General features: G+C 71.2%; 16 protein-coding genes, 3 pseudogenes and 1 riboswitch. Of the genes and pseudogenes, 10 read left to right on the plus strand and 9 right to left on the minus strand.

From position 1 onward, the window contains the following. Positions 1-58: 58 nt before the first annotated feature. Positions 59-823, minus strand: a complete 765-nt coding sequence (locus ACIQFZ_RS08130; RefSeq protein ID WP_402690851.1) for a crotonase/enoyl-CoA hydratase family protein — start codon at positions 821-823, stop codon at positions 59-61. Between the two features lie 100 nt (positions 824-923). After that, positions 924-1,898 carry a YbhN family protein gene (locus ACIQFZ_RS08135; protein ID WP_383058074.1) on the minus strand — a complete coding sequence of 325 codons (975 nt, stop codon included), beginning with the start codon at positions 1,896-1,898 and terminating at the stop codon, positions 924-926. Positions 1,899-2,072: 174 nt separating this feature from the next. Between ACIQFZ_RS08135 and ACIQFZ_RS08140 the strand changes: the two genes are divergently transcribed. Beyond that, complete coding sequence (locus ACIQFZ_RS08140) at positions 2,073-3,980, plus strand: ABC transporter ATP-binding protein (RefSeq protein ID WP_383058073.1); 1,908 nt, start codon at positions 2,073-2,075, stop codon at positions 3,978-3,980. Between the two features lie 80 nt (positions 3,981-4,060). On the opposite strand, the gene ACIQFZ_RS08145 is transcribed toward ACIQFZ_RS08140, so the two are convergent. Together ACIQFZ_RS08145 and ACIQFZ_RS08150 are read right to left on the minus strand one after the other, a co-directional pair. After that, positions 4,061-4,699, minus strand: a complete 639-nt coding sequence (locus tag ACIQFZ_RS08145; protein WP_383058072.1) for a DedA family protein — start codon at positions 4,697-4,699, stop codon at positions 4,061-4,063. Between the two features lie 330 nt (positions 4,700-5,029). Then, positions 5,030-5,554: a PadR family transcriptional regulator gene (locus ACIQFZ_RS08150; RefSeq protein ID WP_365430261.1), complete on the minus strand. Its 525-nt coding sequence runs from the start codon at positions 5,552-5,554 to the stop codon at positions 5,030-5,032. A 107-nt stretch (positions 5,555-5,661) separates the two neighbouring features. Between ACIQFZ_RS08150 and ACIQFZ_RS08155 the strand changes: the two genes are divergently transcribed. Continuing rightward, a complete protein-coding gene (locus tag ACIQFZ_RS08155; protein WP_402690852.1) occupies positions 5,662-7,041 on the plus strand; it encodes an MATE family efflux transporter in 1,380 nt (459 codons plus the stop codon). A gap of 56 nt (positions 7,042-7,097) precedes the next feature. After that, entirely contained in the window at positions 7,098-7,493 is a 396-nt protein-coding gene (locus tag ACIQFZ_RS08160) for a VOC family protein (RefSeq protein ID WP_365430257.1), read from the plus strand. Positions 7,494-7,559: 66 nt separating this feature from the next. On the opposite strand, the gene ACIQFZ_RS08165 is transcribed toward ACIQFZ_RS08160, so the two are convergent. Beyond that, positions 7,560-7,895 (minus strand): NUDIX domain-containing protein, encoded by a 336-nt coding sequence (locus ACIQFZ_RS08165; protein WP_402690853.1) that lies wholly within the window; start codon positions 7,893-7,895, stop codon positions 7,560-7,562. 322 nt (positions 7,896-8,217) lie between these two features. Further along, positions 8,218-8,787 (minus strand): annotated as a pseudogene (locus ACIQFZ_RS08170) (SAM-dependent methyltransferase); the annotation flags it as partial. A gap of 225 nt (positions 8,788-9,012) precedes the next feature. Here ACIQFZ_RS08170 and ACIQFZ_RS08175 point away from each other — a divergent pair. Both ACIQFZ_RS08175 and ACIQFZ_RS08180 read left to right on the plus strand, forming a co-directional pair. Then, positions 9,013-9,834 carry a Scr1 family TA system antitoxin-like transcriptional regulator gene (locus ACIQFZ_RS08175; RefSeq protein WP_402690854.1) on the plus strand — a complete coding sequence of 274 codons (822 nt, stop codon included), beginning with the start codon at positions 9,013-9,015 and terminating at the stop codon, positions 9,832-9,834. Continuing rightward, positions 9,831-10,013, plus strand: coding sequence for a DUF397 domain-containing protein (locus ACIQFZ_RS08180; protein WP_376651772.1), 183 nt, complete (start codon positions 9,831-9,833; stop codon positions 10,011-10,013). Before ACIQFZ_RS08175 ends, ACIQFZ_RS08180 begins: the two co-directional genes overlap by 4 nt. Before the next feature lie 196 nt (positions 10,014-10,209). On the opposite strand, the gene ACIQFZ_RS08185 is transcribed toward ACIQFZ_RS08180, so the two are convergent. Then, positions 10,210-10,857 (minus strand): hypothetical protein, encoded by a 648-nt coding sequence (locus tag ACIQFZ_RS08185; protein ID WP_402690855.1) that lies wholly within the window; start codon positions 10,855-10,857, stop codon positions 10,210-10,212. A gap of 292 nt (positions 10,858-11,149) precedes the next feature. Here ACIQFZ_RS08185 and ACIQFZ_RS08190 point away from each other — a divergent pair, with 292 nt between their 5' ends. Together ACIQFZ_RS08190 and ACIQFZ_RS08195 are read left to right on the plus strand one after the other, a co-directional pair. Beyond that, on the plus strand, positions 11,150-11,932 hold the full coding sequence (locus tag ACIQFZ_RS08190; RefSeq protein ID WP_365416952.1) for a DNA-formamidopyrimidine glycosylase family protein: 783 nt from the start codon (positions 11,150-11,152) through the stop codon (positions 11,930-11,932). 73 nt (positions 11,933-12,005) lie between these two features. Then, positions 12,006-12,128: riboswitch (cobalamin riboswitch) on the plus strand. Between the two features lie 60 nt (positions 12,129-12,188). Further along, on the plus strand, positions 12,189-12,587 hold the full coding sequence (locus tag ACIQFZ_RS08195; protein WP_376542949.1) for a (2Fe-2S) ferredoxin domain-containing protein: 399 nt from the start codon (positions 12,189-12,191) through the stop codon (positions 12,585-12,587). Positions 12,588-12,636: 49 nt separating this feature from the next. Here the strand turns inward: ACIQFZ_RS08195 and ACIQFZ_RS08200 are convergent, their stop codons facing one another. Beyond that, a complete protein-coding gene (locus ACIQFZ_RS08200) occupies positions 12,637-13,557 on the minus strand; it encodes a cobalamin-binding protein (RefSeq protein WP_383058057.1) in 921 nt (306 codons plus the stop codon). Between the two features lie 94 nt (positions 13,558-13,651). Here ACIQFZ_RS08200 and ACIQFZ_RS08205 point away from each other — a divergent pair. Next, positions 13,652-13,831, plus strand: a pseudogene (locus tag ACIQFZ_RS08205) (acyl-CoA dehydrogenase family protein); the annotation flags it as partial. Then, positions 13,828-14,904 (plus strand): enoyl-CoA hydratase/isomerase family protein, encoded by a 1,077-nt coding sequence (locus ACIQFZ_RS08210; RefSeq protein WP_402690856.1) that lies wholly within the window; start codon positions 13,828-13,830, stop codon positions 14,902-14,904. The pseudogene ACIQFZ_RS08205 and the gene ACIQFZ_RS08210, both read left to right, overlap by 4 nt. A 118-nt stretch (positions 14,905-15,022) precedes the next feature. Here the strand turns inward: ACIQFZ_RS08210 and thiI are convergent, their stop codons facing one another. After that, positions 15,023-16,300 carry a tRNA uracil 4-sulfurtransferase ThiI gene (gene thiI, locus ACIQFZ_RS08215; RefSeq protein ID WP_402690857.1) on the minus strand — a complete coding sequence of 426 codons (1,278 nt, stop codon included), beginning with the start codon at positions 16,298-16,300 and terminating at the stop codon, positions 15,023-15,025. Between the two features lie 722 nt (positions 16,301-17,022). Between thiI and ACIQFZ_RS08220 the strand changes: the two are divergent. Next, positions 17,023-17,349, plus strand: a pseudogene (locus ACIQFZ_RS08220) (GNAT family N-acetyltransferase); the annotation flags it as partial. Between the last annotated feature and the right edge of the window lie 17 nt (positions 17,350-17,366).

The following is a 17,366-nucleotide window of genomic DNA, read 5'->3' on the forward strand; positions in this document are numbered from 1 at the left end:
CGGAGGGTTGGCTCACTCGTCCCTGGAGGGTTGGCTCAATCGTCCCTGGGGGGCGGGCTCACTCGTCCGCGAACGAACCGTGCCGTCCCGCCCCGGCGGCGAACCGGGCCGCGCCCTGAAGGCCCTCGGCCAGTACGCCCCAGCCGCGCCGGAGCTCCCCGCGCAGGGCCGACACCTCGTCCAGTGACTCCTGGTCCAGGACCGAGGCGCGGTCCGCCCGCAGACAGGCCTGGGGGAAGCCGGCGAGCCGGGCGGCCAACCGCTCGGCCTCGGCGCGGGCACGACCGGTGGGGACGAGCCGGTTCGCCAGGCCCATCTCGTACGCCTCGCGGGCCGGGACCGGCCGTCCGGTCAGGATCATGTCCATGGCGCGGCTGGTGCCGATCAGCCGGGGCAGCCGTACCGTGCCGCCGTCGATCAGCGGCACGCCCCAGCGGCGGCAGAACACACCGAACACGGCGTCCTCCTCCGCCACCCGCAGATCGCACCACAGCGCCAGTTCCAGACCGCCCGCCACGGCATGGCCGGCCACCGCCGCGATCACCGGCTTGGACAGCCGCATCCGGGTCGGCCCCATCGGCCCGTCGCCGTCCTCCACGACCCGGTTGCCCCGCCCGGTGCCGACCGACTTCAGGTCCGCGCCCGCGCAGAACGTGCCGCCCTCGCCCCACAGCACCGCCACCCTGGCCTCCGCGTCGGACTCGAACCGGCGGAACGCGTCGGCGAGTTCGGCGGCCGTCGGGCCGTCCACCGCGTTACGGGCCCCGGGCCGGGACAGGACGACCGTGGTGACGTACCCCTGGCGCTCGATCCGGACCGGCATGGCGGCGACCTCCTGCGGCGATCTCCTGCTGCGTGGTGGGACGGCAGGTTACTCCTCGGTCACCTCGTGCGGGAGACGGAGCCGCGGGGGAGGGGGACGGTCAGATGACCTTCAGCCGTACCAGCGCCCCCAGCGTGAGCGCCCCCGGCAGCAGCGGCAGCCACACCGTGATGATCCGGTAGGCGACCACCACCGCCGTGGCGACCGCGGCCGGCCCGCCCGCCGCCACCAGCGCCACGACGAGCGCGGCCTCCACCGAGCCGAACCCACCGGGCGTGGGCACCAGCGCGACGGCGGTGGTGGCAGCCAGGTACGCCAGCGCCATGTACACGGACGGCACCGGGAGCGCCAGCGCGTGCCCCACCGCGACCAGTGAGACCGCCTGAAGGGCCGGGAAGGCCAGCGAGCCGCCCCACAGCGCGAGCGCCCGCGCCGGACGGGAGTGCACCGAGCGCGCCTCGCTCAGCGCGGTGCGCACGAAGGAGGCGACCGCCGCGCGCAGCCGCCGTACGCACAGCGCCGCGCCGGCCGCGGCGACCAGGACCGCGCCCACGGTGTACAGCAGCGGACCGGCCACGCCCGAGGGCAGCAGGCCGCCGAGCCGCAGCGCGTTCGGGAACGCGAGGAGCAGGGCGGCGAGCAGTGCCAGCCGGGCGATGCTCTCCGCGAGCATGTACAGCGCGAGCGCGGCCGAGGACCGGGCCAGGGAGACCCCGCACACCGTCAGGAACCGCAGGTTCACCGCGCTCGCCCCGAGGCCCGTCGGCAACAGGTGGTTGGCGGCGCCGGCCGCGAACTGGGTGGCGAGCAGCCGCCGTCTCGGCAACCGCTGGACGACCGCGCCCTGCCGGGTGACGGCCGCCGCGACCCAGGTCAGACAGGTCGTGCCGACCGCGGCCAGCAGCCACGGCCACTCGGCGCTCCGCAGGTGCGCGAAGCCCTCGGCCAGCACCGACCGGTGCTGCACCGCGGCCACCGCCACGAGCAGCACCGGCAGCAGGCACAGCACCTGGCGCAGGGGCAGGCGCCGCGGGAGCCGTCCTGGCCGCAGATCGCGAAGTTCGGCCGCTGTCACATCCTGGGTCACATCCGGAGAGGGTTTCCCCGCCGCGCCAACGGCGGGTGGCGGAACCGAGGACGGCGCCTTACGAGCGGAAAGCGGGTCGGGAGGAGGCGGAGCAGTCGGGGCCTTCGGGGTGCGCACATTGACCTCAACGATGCTTGAGGTTCTAGGTTCTTCTTTATGAGCATGGAAACCACCGCCTGGACGCAGCTGCACAGCGTCATGACCGCCCAGCAGGAGCGGCGTCCGCTCGCCCGCGCGACGCTGCGCCGCATCGGCGCGTTCGCCCGGCCCCACCGCCGCCGTATCGCGCAGTTCGTCGCCCTCGGGGTGGTGACCGCGCTGCTCGCGGTGGCGACCCCCGTACTCGCCGGGCGCGTCGTCGACGTGATCGTGTCGCGCGGCGATCAGGGCACGGTCATACGCCTGGCCCTGCTCATCGCCCTGATCGCGGTGGCCGAGGCGGCGTTCGGCATCCTCGGCAGACGCCTGTCGGCCACGCTCGGCGAGGGACTCATCCTCGATCTGCGCACGGCGGTGTTCGACCATGTGCAGCGCATGCCGGTGGCGTTCTTCACGCGCACGCGCACGGGAGCCCTCGTCTCCCGGCTCAACAACGACGTCATCGGCGCCCAGCGGGCCTTCAGCAACACCCTCTCCGGTGTCGTCAGCAACGTGGTCACGCTGCTGCTCACCCTCGCCGTCATGCTCACCCTGTCCTGGCAGATCACCCTGCTCGCCCTGGTGCTGCTGCCGGTGTTCGTGGTGCCGGCCCGGCGGATGGGCACCCGGATGGCCCGTATGCAGCGGGAGGCGGCCACGCTGAACGCGGCGATGGGCACCCGGATGACGGAGCGCTTCTCCGCCCCCGGCGCCACCCTGATCAAGCTCTTCGGCCGCCCGGAGCAGGAGTCGGAGGAGTTCGCCTCCCGCGCCGGCCGGGTACGGGACATCGGCATCCGTACGGCGACGGCGCAGTCCGCCTTCATCACCGCGCTGACCCTGGTGTCCTCGCTGGCGCTGGCCCTGGTCTACGGCCTCGGCGGGTACTTCGCCCTGCGGGGCACCCTGGAGCCGGGCGCCGTCGTGTCGCTCGCCCTGCTGCTGACCCGCCTGTACGCGCCGCTCACCGCGCTCGCCGGGGCGCGCGTGGAGGTGATGAGCGCCCTGGTCAGCTTCGAGCGGGTCTTCGAGGTGCTCGACCTCAAGCCGCTGATCGAGGAGAAGCCGGACGCCCGCCCGGTGCCCGAGGGCCCCCTCGCCGTGGAGTTCGACGGCGTCCGCTTCGGCTACCCGTCCGCCGACAAGGTCTCCCTCGCCTCACTGGAGGAGGTCGCCGGCCTCGACACCCGCGACGGCGCAGAGGTCCTGCACGGCGTCTCCTTCCGCGCCGAGGCCGGGCAGACCGTCGCCCTCGTCGGCTCCTCCGGCGCCGGCAAGTCGACGATCGCGCAACTGCTGCCGCGCCTGTACGACGTCGACGAGGGCGCCGTGCGCGTCGGCGGCGTCGACGTCCGCGACCTGACCTCCGCGTCCCTGCGGGCGACCCTCGGCATGGTCACCCAGGACGGCCACCTCTTCCACGACTCCGTGCGCGCCAACCTGCTGCTGGCCCGCCCCTCGGCGACCGACGCGGAACTGTGGGACGCCCTGCGCCGGGCCCGCCTCGACGACCTCGTGCGCTCCCTGCCCGACGGCCTCGACACCGTCGTCGGCGAGCGCGGCTACCGCCTGTCCGGCGGCGAACGCCAGCGCATGACCATCGCCCGGCTGCTGCTGGCCCGCCAGCGGGTGGTCATCCTCGACGAGGCCACCGCCCACCTCGACAACACCTCGGAGGCGGCCGTCCAGGAGGCGCTGGCCGAGGCCCTGGAGGGCCGGACCGCGGTGGTGATCGCCCACAGGCTGTCCACGGTGCGGGCTGCCGACCTCATCCTGGTCGTCGAGGGCGGACTGATCGTCGAACGCGGCACCCACGACGAACTCCTGGCGGCGGACGGCCGGTACGCGGAGCTCCACCGCACGCAGTTCGAACAGCGGGCCGAGGATGCGCGGGAGGCGGGGGAGGCGCCGGGCATCGAGGCGGTTGCGTAGGCGACGCCGGGGGGTGCGGCGCGGGGGCGGCGGGAGCCACACTCGGGCGACCGCCGCCCCCGCTCACTGTGGGGGCGGACTCACCGCGGCGGCGGTTGCCGGGCGTGCCGCGTACGCCGCGCCTGCACGAGCAGGGGCACCAGGGAGAGCACGATGAGCACGGCGACCATGATCAGGAGGTAGTCCCCGATGCGGGGGACCGACGCCCCCAGGGCGTACCCGGCCAGCACCAGGCTCTGGGTCCAGAGCACGCCCCCGACGGTCGCCCAGAGCGTGAAGGTCCGCGTGGGCACGCCGAGCGCCCCGGCCGCCGGGTGCAGCACGGACCGCAGCATCGGGATGAAGCGGCCGATCACGAGCGCCTTGCCCTGCCCGTAGCGGGCCAGGAGTGCCTGCGCCCGAGCCGCCCGTTCCTTCAGCCTCGGGTTGGAGGAGCGGGCCAGCAGGGTCCGCCCGCCCCGCCGCCCGAGCAGGAACCCCACCTGCCCGCCCGCCACCGCGCCCACGGCGGCGCAGACCAGAACCTGCCACAAGGCCATCCGCGGCGTCTGGCCGTCGCTCTGCGCGCACAGCACGCCGGCCGGGATCAGCAGCGTGTCACCGGGAAGGAAGAAGCCGACCACGATCAGACCCGACTCCGCGAAGGTCACGACCAGGACCCCCAGCGCACCGAAGGCGGCCAGCACCGAGGCGCTGTCCGTCGGGTTGACGGCGAACACCGTCATCGCCTCATGGCCCTCCTCACCGCGCGCTCGTCGTCGGGCCCACTGCTCCATGATGAACGCGGCTCGACGTATACCGCCTTTCGGCAGGCAGTCGAATACGCCGCCGCAGCCTGCGCCGGCCCGAAGTTGGAGCGGACGAAGGTGCCCCGCCCGACCTCGCCCCCCACCGGCGTAGGCGCGGGCGACGGTCCCCCCGGTCACACCGAGGGTCCGTGCCGGGTGCAGATGGGTCGGCAGCCGGTCACCGGAACGCAGCCGGTCACGCGCGATGTCCCCGGCGAGCACGCCGGCCGACCCCTGCCCCGGCTGGCCGTTGAACCGCGCTCAGCCCTCCAGCCTGCCGATCGCCTCGTCCAGCCACTTCCTCTCTTCGGCTCCGGTGGCACGGGCGATGCGCAGCATGCCCTGCCGGAACAGGTCCGGTGCGTCCTCGGCCCGTACGGGCTCACCATCGCGGTAGAAGAAGCTCGCCGGGGTGTCGAGGAACGTTTGACGGCGCCGCAGGACGGCCGCCTGCTCGGCACGGTCCGGAAGGTGTCGCAAGAACGCGAGCAGCGTGAAGAAGCGCTGTCCATCGGTGATTTCGACTTCCTTGGGGCTCCTCAAGCGCCCCAGAAGCTCGGTACGGCCCGACTCGGTGAGGGACAGCGTCCGGCGCTGCGCGGCACCACTTCCGGGTTCGGTGCGCTGTTCGACCAGGCCCGCCTTCACCAGTCGGGTGATGGCGGGGTAGAGCGCGCCGTCGCTCACAGGACGGATGTGACCGCTGAGGCCCTGGATGCGCGCCTTCAGTTCGTAGCCGTGCAGGGGTGCTTCATAGAGGAAGCCCAGAATCGACAACTCCAGCATCAACCGGTCCCCTTCGGCGCCATCCGCACGCTTGTCCACTCGACGCCAGCATGCTATCTCTTTTCGCTGTACCTCGAATCGAGGTACAGCGAAAAGAGGGGGGTGTGATGAGTGCAGCGCAGCACCGTCGCAGGCTGATGTCACTCGCGATTCCGGTCTACTTCGAACTCCTCGCCGGGGTCATGGCAGGGATCATCAACATGGTGTGGGTGGCCCGGCTCGGCGGGCACGCCGTCGCCGCGGTGGCGGTCGCCACGAATGTCGAGAACCTGCTGCTCGGCGTCATCCTTGTCGCCGGCTCCGGCACGACCGTGCTGGTCGCACGGGCCAGAGGCGCGGGGGATCCGGCGGCGCTGCGATCCGCCGTACGCGGTGGCTGGGCGTTGTGGGCACTCGTCACACCCGTCGTCGCCATCGGCGGATACCTCTGCCGCGAACCGCTGGCCCGTCTCGTGCTCGGCGGCGACGAAGGCCGTTCACTGTCCCTCGCCACCGGGTACTTCTCGATCGCGCTACCCGGGATCGCGGTGTTCTTCGCCATCAACGTCGTCGACGGCATCCTCAAGGGCACGGGCGACACCCGCACCCCGATGAAGCTCTCACTGCTCGCGAACGGGCTGATCCTCGTGCTGGATCCCCTGCTCATCCTCGGTCTCGGACTAGGAGTGCGCGGGGCGGCGATCTCCACCGTACTGGGGCGGGCGGCCGCGCTCGTGTGTGGCTTCCTCACGCTGCTCCGAAACGGCACACTCCCGCAGACTGGCGGAGGAACCTCGTCGCTCCGCATCAAAGAACTGGGCACCGACGCACGCAGGACGGCTGCGACCGGTCTGCCGATGTCCGCCGACTTCGTCGTCAGAATGGCCGGGACACTCGCGCTCGTTGCCGTGGTCGCCCGGATCGGTGTCAGCGCCGTCGCCGCGTACGGGATAGCGACCAAAGCGATGTACATCGCCACCATGGCCTTCTACGCGGTACGCCAGGCCGCCGCCATCCACACCGCCCATCAACTCGGCGCCGGTCAGGACGAACGCCGGAACATCGGACGCCAGGCGCTGCTCCTGGCCGGGGCGTTGGGGCTCACGACCTCTCTGGCTCTGCTCGGTACGGGCCCGTGGATCATGCGAATCTTCGGCGCCGACGGCGAGGTGGCCGAGGCGGGGGCGCTGTATCTGCGCTGCGTGGGGCCCTACTTGGTATTGCTCGCGTGCTTCATCGCGCTGGGCGGCGTGTTCGAGGGCAGTGGCGGCAGCCCGGCCCTTGCCCGGATCACCGCGTTCGGGGTGGTGCTGCAACTGGCCCTTGCGTACGGACTGTCGGGATGGGGCCTGCCGGGCATCTGCTCGGCCATGGCACTGTCGACGGCGTCGCAGTGCGCAGCCATCACCAGGATGTATCGGCGCACGAAACAGCCCGGGACGGCAGGAGACGCCGAAGGTCGGCCGAAAGCCACGGCCGTGGAACCCGACACCCCTACGTCGAGGTAGCAGGCCGTCGGACGGGCGGCATACTCTGAGCCCCGTCCGCACTGTCTGGGAGAGTCATGACAAGTAGGTTCACCGAGTTGGCCGTTGACTGCCGCGACCCGGAGAGGCTTGCGGCCTTCTGGTGCGAGGTCCTGGACTTCAAGGTGATCGACCGGAGCGAGGGCAAGGTCGAGATCGGCTCCTGGGTGCCGACCGTCGAGGATGTTCGGGCCCGCCAGATGCCGCCCACGCTGCTGTTCATCCAGGTGCCCGAGGGCAGGACCGTGAAGAACCGGCTTCACCTCGACGTCAGCCCGATCGACGGCAGCACCGAGGGCGAGGTGACCAGATTGCTCGGCCTCGGCGCCACCAAGACGGATGTGGGCCAGGGCTCAGGCCGAAACTGGGTGGTGATGGCAGACCCCGAGGGAAACGAGTTCTGCGTCCTGCGCACCCTGGCACCGCAGAACTAGGGGCGTTGCCGCGCCGGTGTGACCTGGTCCGGCGCGCCATGCCGCGGACGCGAACCGGGGATCCAGTCAGGTCGTGCTGTCCTGCTTCGTAGGCATCAGTGTCCGGTCCGCGTACGGAGTGAAGTGCGCCGGTGCGTGGTCGATGGGCGGCAGGTCGGAGCGCCAGGACGTGAGGATCTGGGCACTGCACACGAACAGTCCCTGCGGCAGCTCGTCCAGGGCCCACCACCGCCACTCGCCCACGCTTTCGTGCGGCTGGTCGGCGGGCTCGCCCTGCCAGGCCGTGACGACGGCGCCGACGGTGACGCGTACGACGTCGTCGACGTGGTCGATGAGCGTGCCCAGCAGAGTCACGTCCTCGGGGCGCGCGACGAGCCCGGTCTCCTCGGCGAGTTCGCGCACGACCGTGTCGTGGAGGGACTCGCCGGGCTCGACGGTACCCCCGGGCAGCTCTCAGGTGCCGTGCCGGTGCCGTCCCAGTGAGCAGGCCCCGCTCGCCGAACATGATGGCTCCGACGCCGATCGCGGCGTGGGGTACGGGCGGCCGGGCGGTCCGTGGACGACTTGTTACGCGGGGTGGGCTGGTCGTGCGGTGGCGTCGGGCCCGGACGAGTTGGAGTATCCCGGGGTTGTCCGGTTCCGGTGCGGTGAGGAGTTCGACCCCCTCCACCCGGAACCCGTGCTCGGTCAGAAGGTCTTCCCAGAGCTGCGGAGTGAGCACCCACATCTGGGTGGGGATGGGTTCCCCGTCGCGCAGTCGGATCAACTCCTGTCGTGGCACCACCTCGTTGGACGGCCCCTGTGCGTCGGCGTCGGTGTGGAGGGCGGAGAAGACGAGGGGCGCGCCGTCGACCAGCGCGTCCCGCAGGGCCGGCAGCAGGTGGTGCGGGTCGATGCAGGCGAAGGTGCGGATGCCATAGGCGGCCTCGTACGGTTCCGCGCGACGCAGATGCTCGGCGACATCACCGCACAGGAAGCGGACTCCGGGCTCGCTGCCGTGGGCGTTCAGTGCGCGCTGGTGCTGGGTGGCGGACAGGTCGATGCCGTCCACGAGGGCGCCGTACTCGCGGGCCAGGTGGACGGCGTGGTGCCCGGGACCGGATCCGACGTCGAGTATCCGCTTGCCGCGGATGTCTCCGAGGACCTCGGCTCCGGGACCCACACCCGGCCAGAATCCCCAGTCGATGCGGTCCGGTACCGGGGGCGAGTAGCCGTAGTCCAGTTGGCGTTGACCGCAGATCGTCCAGCTCTGTTCGTACGCGGGGTGTGCCGTCACAGAAGGACTCCAAGTCATTCGACGCAGCGATGGCCAAGCTCAAGAGTCTCAAGGATCGCCGTTCGTGACCGTAAGTGACGCCTTCGCAGCGTCCGTCCAGGCCGCGCGCATGCGGCCCCCGGCCGCCCGTACAGGCCATCCCGTACTGGTTGTAGCCGGGCCGGACACGTAACCCCTGCTCATGGTCGGGCCGTTGTACCCGTTGCAAGAGGTGACGCGGGTGTGACAAGGGGGTCGTCATTCATGGCAAGTGGCAGTGCGCTTGATTCGTCCGGCAGTATGAAGGCGTTCGGGGCGGCCCTGAAGGTCTTTCGTGAACGGGCCCTGCTGACGCAGGAACAGCTGGTCGAACGGCTCAACTACTCGCATGCTTCAGTCGCTTCTGTCGAGCAGGGTCGGCGGATGCCCACCGCGCTCTTCGTCGAACGGGCCGAGGAGGCGCTGGAGTCGTTCGGTGTGCTGCGCGCGGTGGCCCGGCACGTGGGGCGGCAGCGGGGGCTGGCGGTCTGGTTCCGGGAGTGGGCGCAGTTGGAGGAGACGGCGGTCAGCCTGTGCACGTACGAGTGCCGGGTCGTACCGGGGCTGCTCCAGACCGAGGCCTACACGCGGGCGCTGATGCTCAACGTGCCGCCTCCGCCGACGGAGGAGCAGCTCCAGGAGCGGATCGCCGCTCGGCTGGCGCGGCAGGAACTGTTGACGCGCAGGCCGCCGGTCGCGTTCAGTTTCATTGTCGAGGAGTCGGTACTGCTGCGGCACACGGGAGGTGAGGAGGTCACCCGAGGACTGCTCGACCACCTCCTCGTCCGCACGAAACTGTGGAACGTGGAGCTGCAGATCATGCCGCAGAGGCAGCCGCACCACGCGGGTACGGACGGACCCATGCGACTCCTGGAGACCCCGGAACGTCAGTGGTTGGGGTACTCGGAGGGGCAGAAGACCGGACAGTTGGTCTCCGACCGAGAAGCGGCGAGCGTCATGCAGATGCGGTATGCCAAGATGCGCTCGCAGGCCCTGTCCCCAGTGGACTCGGCGGAGTTGTTGCAGCGGATGAGAGGGGCTCTATGAACACCGCCGGTGAACTGGACTGGTTCAAGAGCAGCTATAGCGGATCCGAAGGTGACGACTGCGTGGAAGTCGCACACGCTCCCGGAGCCGTGCACGTACGCGACTCCAAGCAGAGCGACGGGCCGCGATTCGAGGTCGCCTCCTCGACATGGGCGGATTTCCTCGGTCTCGTGGTGTAGTGCGACGAGTCAGGACGCCGGAGGCGGACTGCATCAGACGACGAGCGGGGTTCGGTGGATGCGCTGCTGAACCCCTGGGTGTTGGCCCTGCTCGGCATCGGCGTGGCCATGTTGATCTGGGCTGCCCTGGCGGGAACGGTGACCCGGCCCCGCTCTTGGCCGAGGATCAGCCCAGGGTCCGGGCGAGGATGCGTGTCTACCCCGAGGCCGGCCGTTTGGGACGGATGATGACCTCGCTGCCCAGGGGACTGTAACCAGCCGCGAGGAAAGCTCGAAGGGATCGAGCGTTGCCTGGGGCGACAGCGGCGAAAACCGGCTCACCGGTGGGGAGCAGGGTGAGCGCGTCACGCAGCAGGGAGCGACCGAGCCCAGCCGCACTGCTACCAGGGTCGTTGAGTTCGATGCTCATCTCGCGCCGTCCAGCCAGGCCACCGGCCAGTGTGACAAGGCCGCGTTCATCTCCGTAGACACGGACGTCGGTACGCAGAGCCTGAGCATGACGAACGCGTGGGTGGTCATCGACATCGAGACGTTCAGGCAGGCGGCGAGGGGCCGGCGCGCCACGCGCAACGAGTGTCGCGTCGACACTGTCGATCCACCCCTCGCGACCTGCGAGGTAGCGCAGGAAATCAGGAGCCATTGAAGCCCCGTAACCGTCGGGTCCTTGAGCCTGGATGTCGGAAGTGAACAGGGCGGTGGCGACCACGGCGTGCCCGGTGAAGGCGACCGAGCACTCCAGCCCACCCGGCAGAGGCGGAAGAACTGTTACGCGGCCGTCTGCAGGCGGGAAGCGTCCGTCGGCAGCATCGAGGAACATGCCCAGCAGCGGGTGAGACTCGGCCATGACGGTCCACCCTACGAGGGGTTGTTCGTCGTGGCAGCCACACCCGTTGGGTGAAGCGCCGGTAGGCCGTGGGCCGGGTCGGCCCAAAAGCAGCGATGGCTCAGTAGTCGCCCAGGAGCGTCCGCACCCTCCGCGGGTGTCCCGGTCGAGCCGTCCGTCAAACCGGCGAGCGTCCGATCGGAGGCATGACGCCCCGAAGCAGAGTGCCGAGCGCGTGGGCTCGCCCTCCACGGGTACTCGTCACCGCGTGTGGCGGCCTGACGACCGCACGACGAAGAGCCGGGACGAACGCATGCCCGAACTGCCGGATGTCGAGGGATTCCGCGAGGTGCTGATGACCTGCGGCCGGCGCCGGTGTGTCACGGACGTCGAGGTGCGGGACGCAGGGGTTCTGCGCGGCGTCAGCGCGCAGCGGCTGCGGAGGGAGCTGGTGGGCAGGCGTCTGGGGGAGGCGTGGCGGCACGGAAAGTGGTTGTTCGTGCCGACGGACGACGGTGGTCCCACTCTTGTCTGGCACTTCGGCATGACGGGGTCGCTGCGGTGCTGTTCCCCGGACGAACCGATCGAGGCGCACGACCGCGTCCTGCTGACGATCGACGGCTCCCGACACCTCCGCTATCGCGACCAACGCAAGCTGCATGGCGTGCGGTTGGCCGACGACACGGAGATCGAACGGATCACGGACGGTCTCGGTCCCGACGCCCTCACCGTGCGCGCACCGGAATTCAGGGAGCTGCTCTCGGGACGACGGCGCGCCGTCAAGAGCGCGCTGATGGACCAGTCCGTGATCGCGGGTCTCGGGAACCTCCTGTCCGACGAGATCCTCTGGCGGGCCGGTGTCCCTCCGCGGACTCCCGCGCGGGACCTGAGCGAGACCGAGATCCGGCGTGTCCATGCGGGGATGGGCCGGGTCCTTGAGACGTCCGTGGTCGCCGGGTGCGTGCCGCCGAGGCGCTCCTGGCTCACCGGGCACAGGGACGACAGCGAGCCGATGTGTCCTCGCTGCGGGTGGCCTCTGTGCTCGAACCGCGTCGGCGGGCGCCGCACGGTCTGGTGCCCGCAGTGCCAGAAATGAACGAAGCGGGCCGTTCTCAAGTGAGCCGACAGCAAGTGGGATGATGATCGGCGACATAAGGCGACGGCGGTCCGAGGAAGCCGGTGAGAATCCGGCGCGGTCCCGCCACTGTGACCGGTGAGCGAGTTCCGGAAGGCCACTGCCCCGCCCGGGGTGGGAAGGCGGGACGAGTGAAGACCCGGGAGCCAGGAGACTCACGCGGTCGCCTCCTCGAGCGACACCGGGGCGGATCTCCCCGGGAGGGGAGTGGTGCGGCGTGCCCGAGAGGCCGACGGACGAGGCACCGGGCGGTGCCGTGACGGGGAGCGGTTCGGTGCCGTGCCGGGTCGTCGTGTGCCGGGACTGCTGCTGCGGCAGCCCCAAGGTGACCGGGGTCGATCACGCGGCGCAGACCGCGCGGCTGCGAGCGGAGGTGCCGGTGCGCATCTCCGACTGCCTCGACGTGTGCGAGCAGGCGAACGTCATCGTGGTCCAGCCGTCCACCGCGGGCCGGGCCGCCGGTGCGCGGCCGGTCTGGCTCGGACTCGTCAACGATGCGGACGCGACCGAGGACATCGTCGCCTGGGTGCGCGCCGGAGGCCCGGGCGTGGCTCCCCTGCCGGACATCCTCGACCTTTACGCCATCACACCGCCACGACGTGCCACGGATTCCTGAGGCCCGCACGCGCGAGGAGGCCCGGACGCGTGAGGAGGCCGGCCCGTCGTCACCGGCCGGGGAACGGGCGGGCCTCGGCCGATGTGACCGCCTCGCCGGCCGGCACACCGTGCAGGACCTGGGCGAGCACCTCCGCGCCGCGCACCACGCGGGGGCCCGGCCGGTTGAAGTAGGACGGCCCGTCCAGCACCCAGACGCGGCCGGACCGAACGGCGGGCAGATCCGTCCAGCCGGGCAGCCCGGTGAGCAACGCGGCTTCCCACAGGGTGCGTTCAGGTGGGAAGCCGCACGGCAGGACGAGGACCACGTCCGGCTGTGCGTGGCGCACCGCCTCCCAGGTCATCGGCTTGGTGTGCTCGCCGGGCGCGGCGAGGAGAGGCTCACCGCCGGCGGTGGTGATCTGCTCGGGCACCCAGTGCCCGGCGGGCCACAGCGGGTCGAGCCACTCGATCGCCACGACCCGGGGCCGGCCGAGGCCGGCGACCGCGCCGCGGACCCGGGCGAGGCGCGCCTGCAACTCGCCCCGGCGCCGCTGGGCGCGCTCGCGCACGCCGAGCAGGTCCCCGACTGTGACAAGACAGTCCAGTACGTCGTCGAGCGTGCGCGGCTCCAGGCTGAGGACTCGGGTGCCGGCGTCGAGCAGCCGCACGGTCCGGCTGACCCTTTCGTACGACACCGCGCACACGTCGCACAGGTCCTGGGTGAGCACCACGTCGGGGCGCAGGGCGGCCAGAGCCTTGGTGTCCAGCGTGTACAGCGACGAGCCGGAGTGCGCCGATCCGCCGACGGCGTCGGAGATCTCCCGGCTGGTGAGCGCGTCCTGGTCCAGGTCGGCCCCCGTCACCACAGGCACCGAGGCGACCTCGCGCGGCGGCCAGTCGCACTCGTGGGTACGGCCGGCCAACTGCTCCGACAGGCCGAGTTCGGCGACGATGTCGGTTGCGGCGGGCAGCAAAGAGACGATGCGCATACCTCGACTGTAGGAGGCTCCGGGACCCGCGGACCTCGCGGATCCGCCGATTCCGGCGCCCGGCGTGCAGGGCATGCACGGCGTGATCGCACGAACCGACACCGGCTACTCGGCCGCCGACCGGGTGCTCCAACTGCACGGCGGCTACGGCTACCTCGGCGAGTACGGCCTTGAGAAGATCGTCCGTGACCTGCGCGTCCATCAGATCCTGGAAGGAACCAACGAGATCATGCGTGTCATCGTGGCCCGCGGCCTGACGGAGGCGTTCGGATGACCGCCGCCGAGGAACCCGTCCTGTTCCACACCGACGGACGGGCCGCCCACATCACCCTCAACCGGCCGAAGGCCCTCAACGCCCTCACCCACGAGATGGTGCGCCGCATCGACGCGGCACTGACGGCCTGGGAGCACGACCCGGCCGTGGAGACCGTCGTCGTCACCGGCGCGGGGGAGCGCGGCCTGTGTGCGGGCGGTGACATCCGCGCCATCCACGACGACGTCCGTGACGGGGACGGCACCGCGTCGGCCGCCTTCTGGCGCGACGAGTACCGCCTCAACGCCCGTATCGCCCGCTACCCGAAGCCGTACGTCGCCGTCATGGACGGCATCGTGATGGGCGGCGGCGTCGGCGTCTCCGCGCACGGCAGCGTCCGCATTGTCACCGAGCGCTCGCGGATCGCGATGCCGGAGACCGGCATCGGCTTCGTACCCGACGTCGGCGGCACCCATCTGCTGGCCCTCGCCCCCGGGGAACTGGGCACCCATCTCGCGCTGACCGGTGCGCAGATCGGCGCCGGCGACGCCGTGCTCTGCGGGCTCGCCGACCACTACGTGCCGTCAGCGGCCCTGCCGGCCCTCATCGACGACCTCGCCGGCACGCCCGTACGGGAGGTGCTGGCGCGCCATGCCCGACCGCTGCCGCAAGGGGAGTTGGAGGGGCAGAGGGAATGGATCGACCCCTGCTGTGCCGCCGCGACGGTCGAGGACATCGTGAGCCGGCTGTTCGACCACGGCGAGCCCGCCGCCAAGGAGGCGGCCGAAACCCTGCTCACCAGGTCACCGACCGCCGTGAAGGTCACCCTGGCCGCCGTGCGCCGCGCCCGCCGTCTCGGATCGCTGGAGCCGGTCCTCGACCAGGAGTACCGCGTCTCCTGCGCCGCCCTGAGCAGCCCCGACCTGGTGGAGGGCATCCGGGCCCAGGTCATCGACAAGGACCGCGACCCGCGCTGGTCCCCCGACACCCTCGCCGAGGTGACCGACGCCGACGTGAACCGCTTCTTCGCCCCGCTCGGCGACCGTGAACTGGGCCTCGCCGGCTCTGGCACCACCGCGGAGGCGGCCTGGTGAGGAGGACCGTCGTGTTCCTCGGACTCGGACACATGGGCGCCCCCATGGCCGGGGACCTGGGCCAGGCCGGTCACCGTGCGAGTCGGGTCAAGCCGGCGGTAGCACGTCCACCAACCGCCTAGGCAGGTGCTGGGCAGCTGTCGTCGGCGACCGGGGCCTCCTCGTCCACCCCGGGGTGGAGCACCTGCGCCGAACCGAGCAGCGCCTCGACCACCTCCTCCAGGTCGAGGCGCTTCTCGACCGACCGCAGGTGCGGCAGCCGCGCCCCGGTGCTGACCCGGGGAGGGGCGAGCAGACTGCAGCAGTCCTCGTCGGGCAGGACCGAGATGCCGGCGGTGCCGATGGACCGGGCCTCGTCGATGATCTCCTGCTTCTCCCAGCCGATCAGCGGACGCAGTACGGGCAGCGCCGCCGCCTCGTCCACCGCGACCAGGTTGGCCAGTGTCTGACTGGCGACCTGCCCGAGGCTGTCGCCGGTCACCAGCGCCTGGGCACCGATACGGTCGGCCAGCGCGGAGGCGGTGCGCACCATCAGCCGGCGCTGGGCGACCACCTGGAGCCGCCCGGCCCCTGCCACGGCGAGTTGCTTCTGCGCCTTGCCGAGCGCGACGACGTGCAGGGTTCCGGGCGGCTGACAGCGGTTCAGCTCACGGGCCAGGGCGTACGCCTTGTACACGGACGACGGGTTCGTGTAGGGAGCGCCGTTGAAGTGCACGAAGTCGCACGCCAGTCCGCGCCGCATGGCCCGGTGGGCGGCGACGGGGGAGTCGTAGCCGCCGGAGAGCAGGACCAGGGCCCGTCCGCTGGCACCGACGGGCAGCCCGCTCAGACCGGGGAGGCGTTCACAGGAGAGGTACGTCTCCTTGTGGTCGATCACGACGTTCAGCGTCACGTCGGGCGCGGTGAGGTCGACCGTCAGCGCGGGCACGGCGTCGAGTACCCGGGCCCCCAGGAACACTTCCATGCGGGAGGAGGTCAGCGGGAACTGCTTGTCCCGCCGCCGCACCCGCACGGCGAAGCGGAGCCCCCGGCGCTCGCCGCTCAAGGCACGCAGGGCGTCGATCGCCGCCGCCGTGATGCCGTCGAGCGTGCTGGGCACCCGTACGGCCGGCTCGACGGAGTTGAAGCCGACGACGCGCCGGGCCCGCTCCACCAGGGCCTCAACGGGGACCTGCCCGCCCAGCACGGTGACGTTCTGCGCGGTCTTGATCCAGGTCGAGCCGCCGACCCCGCGCAGGGAGACGCGCAGGTTGTCGTGCAGCCGCTCGGTGAAGCGGTGGCGGTTGCGGCCCTTGAGGAAGACCTCGCCGTGCTTGAGCAGCACGCACGGGCCGTGGGAGACCGGGGCGGCACCGGAGGAGGCCCGGGGAGTGGGTACACGGAGATCGTCGGACATGTGAGCGAGCTTCTCAGAAGTCCCCGTGGCCGTCGCAGGTGCCCTCCGTGCTGCCGGGAGAGGTTCGGAGGCCGACCGCCTGTGCGGCAGCGGGTCTCCGTCCTGGTCCCGTCGTTGCGCCGACTCTGGCACGGCAACGGGTGTCCGGTCTCGCTCGTCAAGGCACCCCACCACGGCAGTGCGCAGAACGTGAGCGCCGGGCTGGTCGCCGCGGTCGAGTGCCGGGACTGGCTGTTCTCCACCGACGGCAGCCACGGCCACGCGAAGCGCACGCGGGCCGGCCGCTCGACGCATCCCGCCCCCGAGGCGGTCGCCCGGATCCTGCTGCGGAACGCCGCGGGCGAGGACCGCCCGCAACCACTGGATCAGCGTCGGGATGCGGGGACAGGACGTGACGCTGGATCGGCTCCGCGTCGACCGGCAACTCGGAGAGGCCTGTACTCAAAGGCCCCGGCCCGCTCCACGTCGCGGAGGTCGTCGGGCCCGGAGAGAAGACCGCGATGCGCTATGCGGACTCCGCATGGCTCTACTGGAACGGACCGGAGAGCGCTCGTCATCGCCGCCGGGAAAAGGGTTTGGCCCGGCTTGTGGGGACTTGAAGAATGACGGTCATGCAGACCCGACGGGCATGGCCTGACGACGCAGTGGCGGTCGCTGGTGTCTACGTGCGCTCCTGGCAGGCGGCGTTCGCCGGTCTGGTTCCCCAGGCCTATCTCGACGCCATGGAGCCAAGCCGCGAAGAGCCCAAGTGGAGGACGCGCATCGCGGAGGCACGGTGGCCGTCGTCGGGAGTGCTCGTAGCCGAAACCGAGGCGGGGATCGTCGGATTCGCAGGTTTCGGCCCGTCCGAGGAGAGCCCTGCCGTCGCGGAGATCGGCATGCTCTACGCGCTGCCCGAAGTCTGGGGAACGGGGATCGGGAAGCAGTTGATGCCGGCCACGTTGAAGACCTTGGGAAAGGCCGACTACACGCAAGCGACCTTGTGGGTCCTGGAAGACAACGAACGCGCCCGGCGCTTCTACGAAGCTGCCGGCTGGCGCGCGGACGGCGCAGCCGTGGAAGACAC

The organism is Streptomyces sp. NPDC093064 (assembly GCF_044754605.1).
GTDB lineage: Bacteria > Actinomycetota > Actinomycetes > Streptomycetales > Streptomycetaceae > Streptomyces.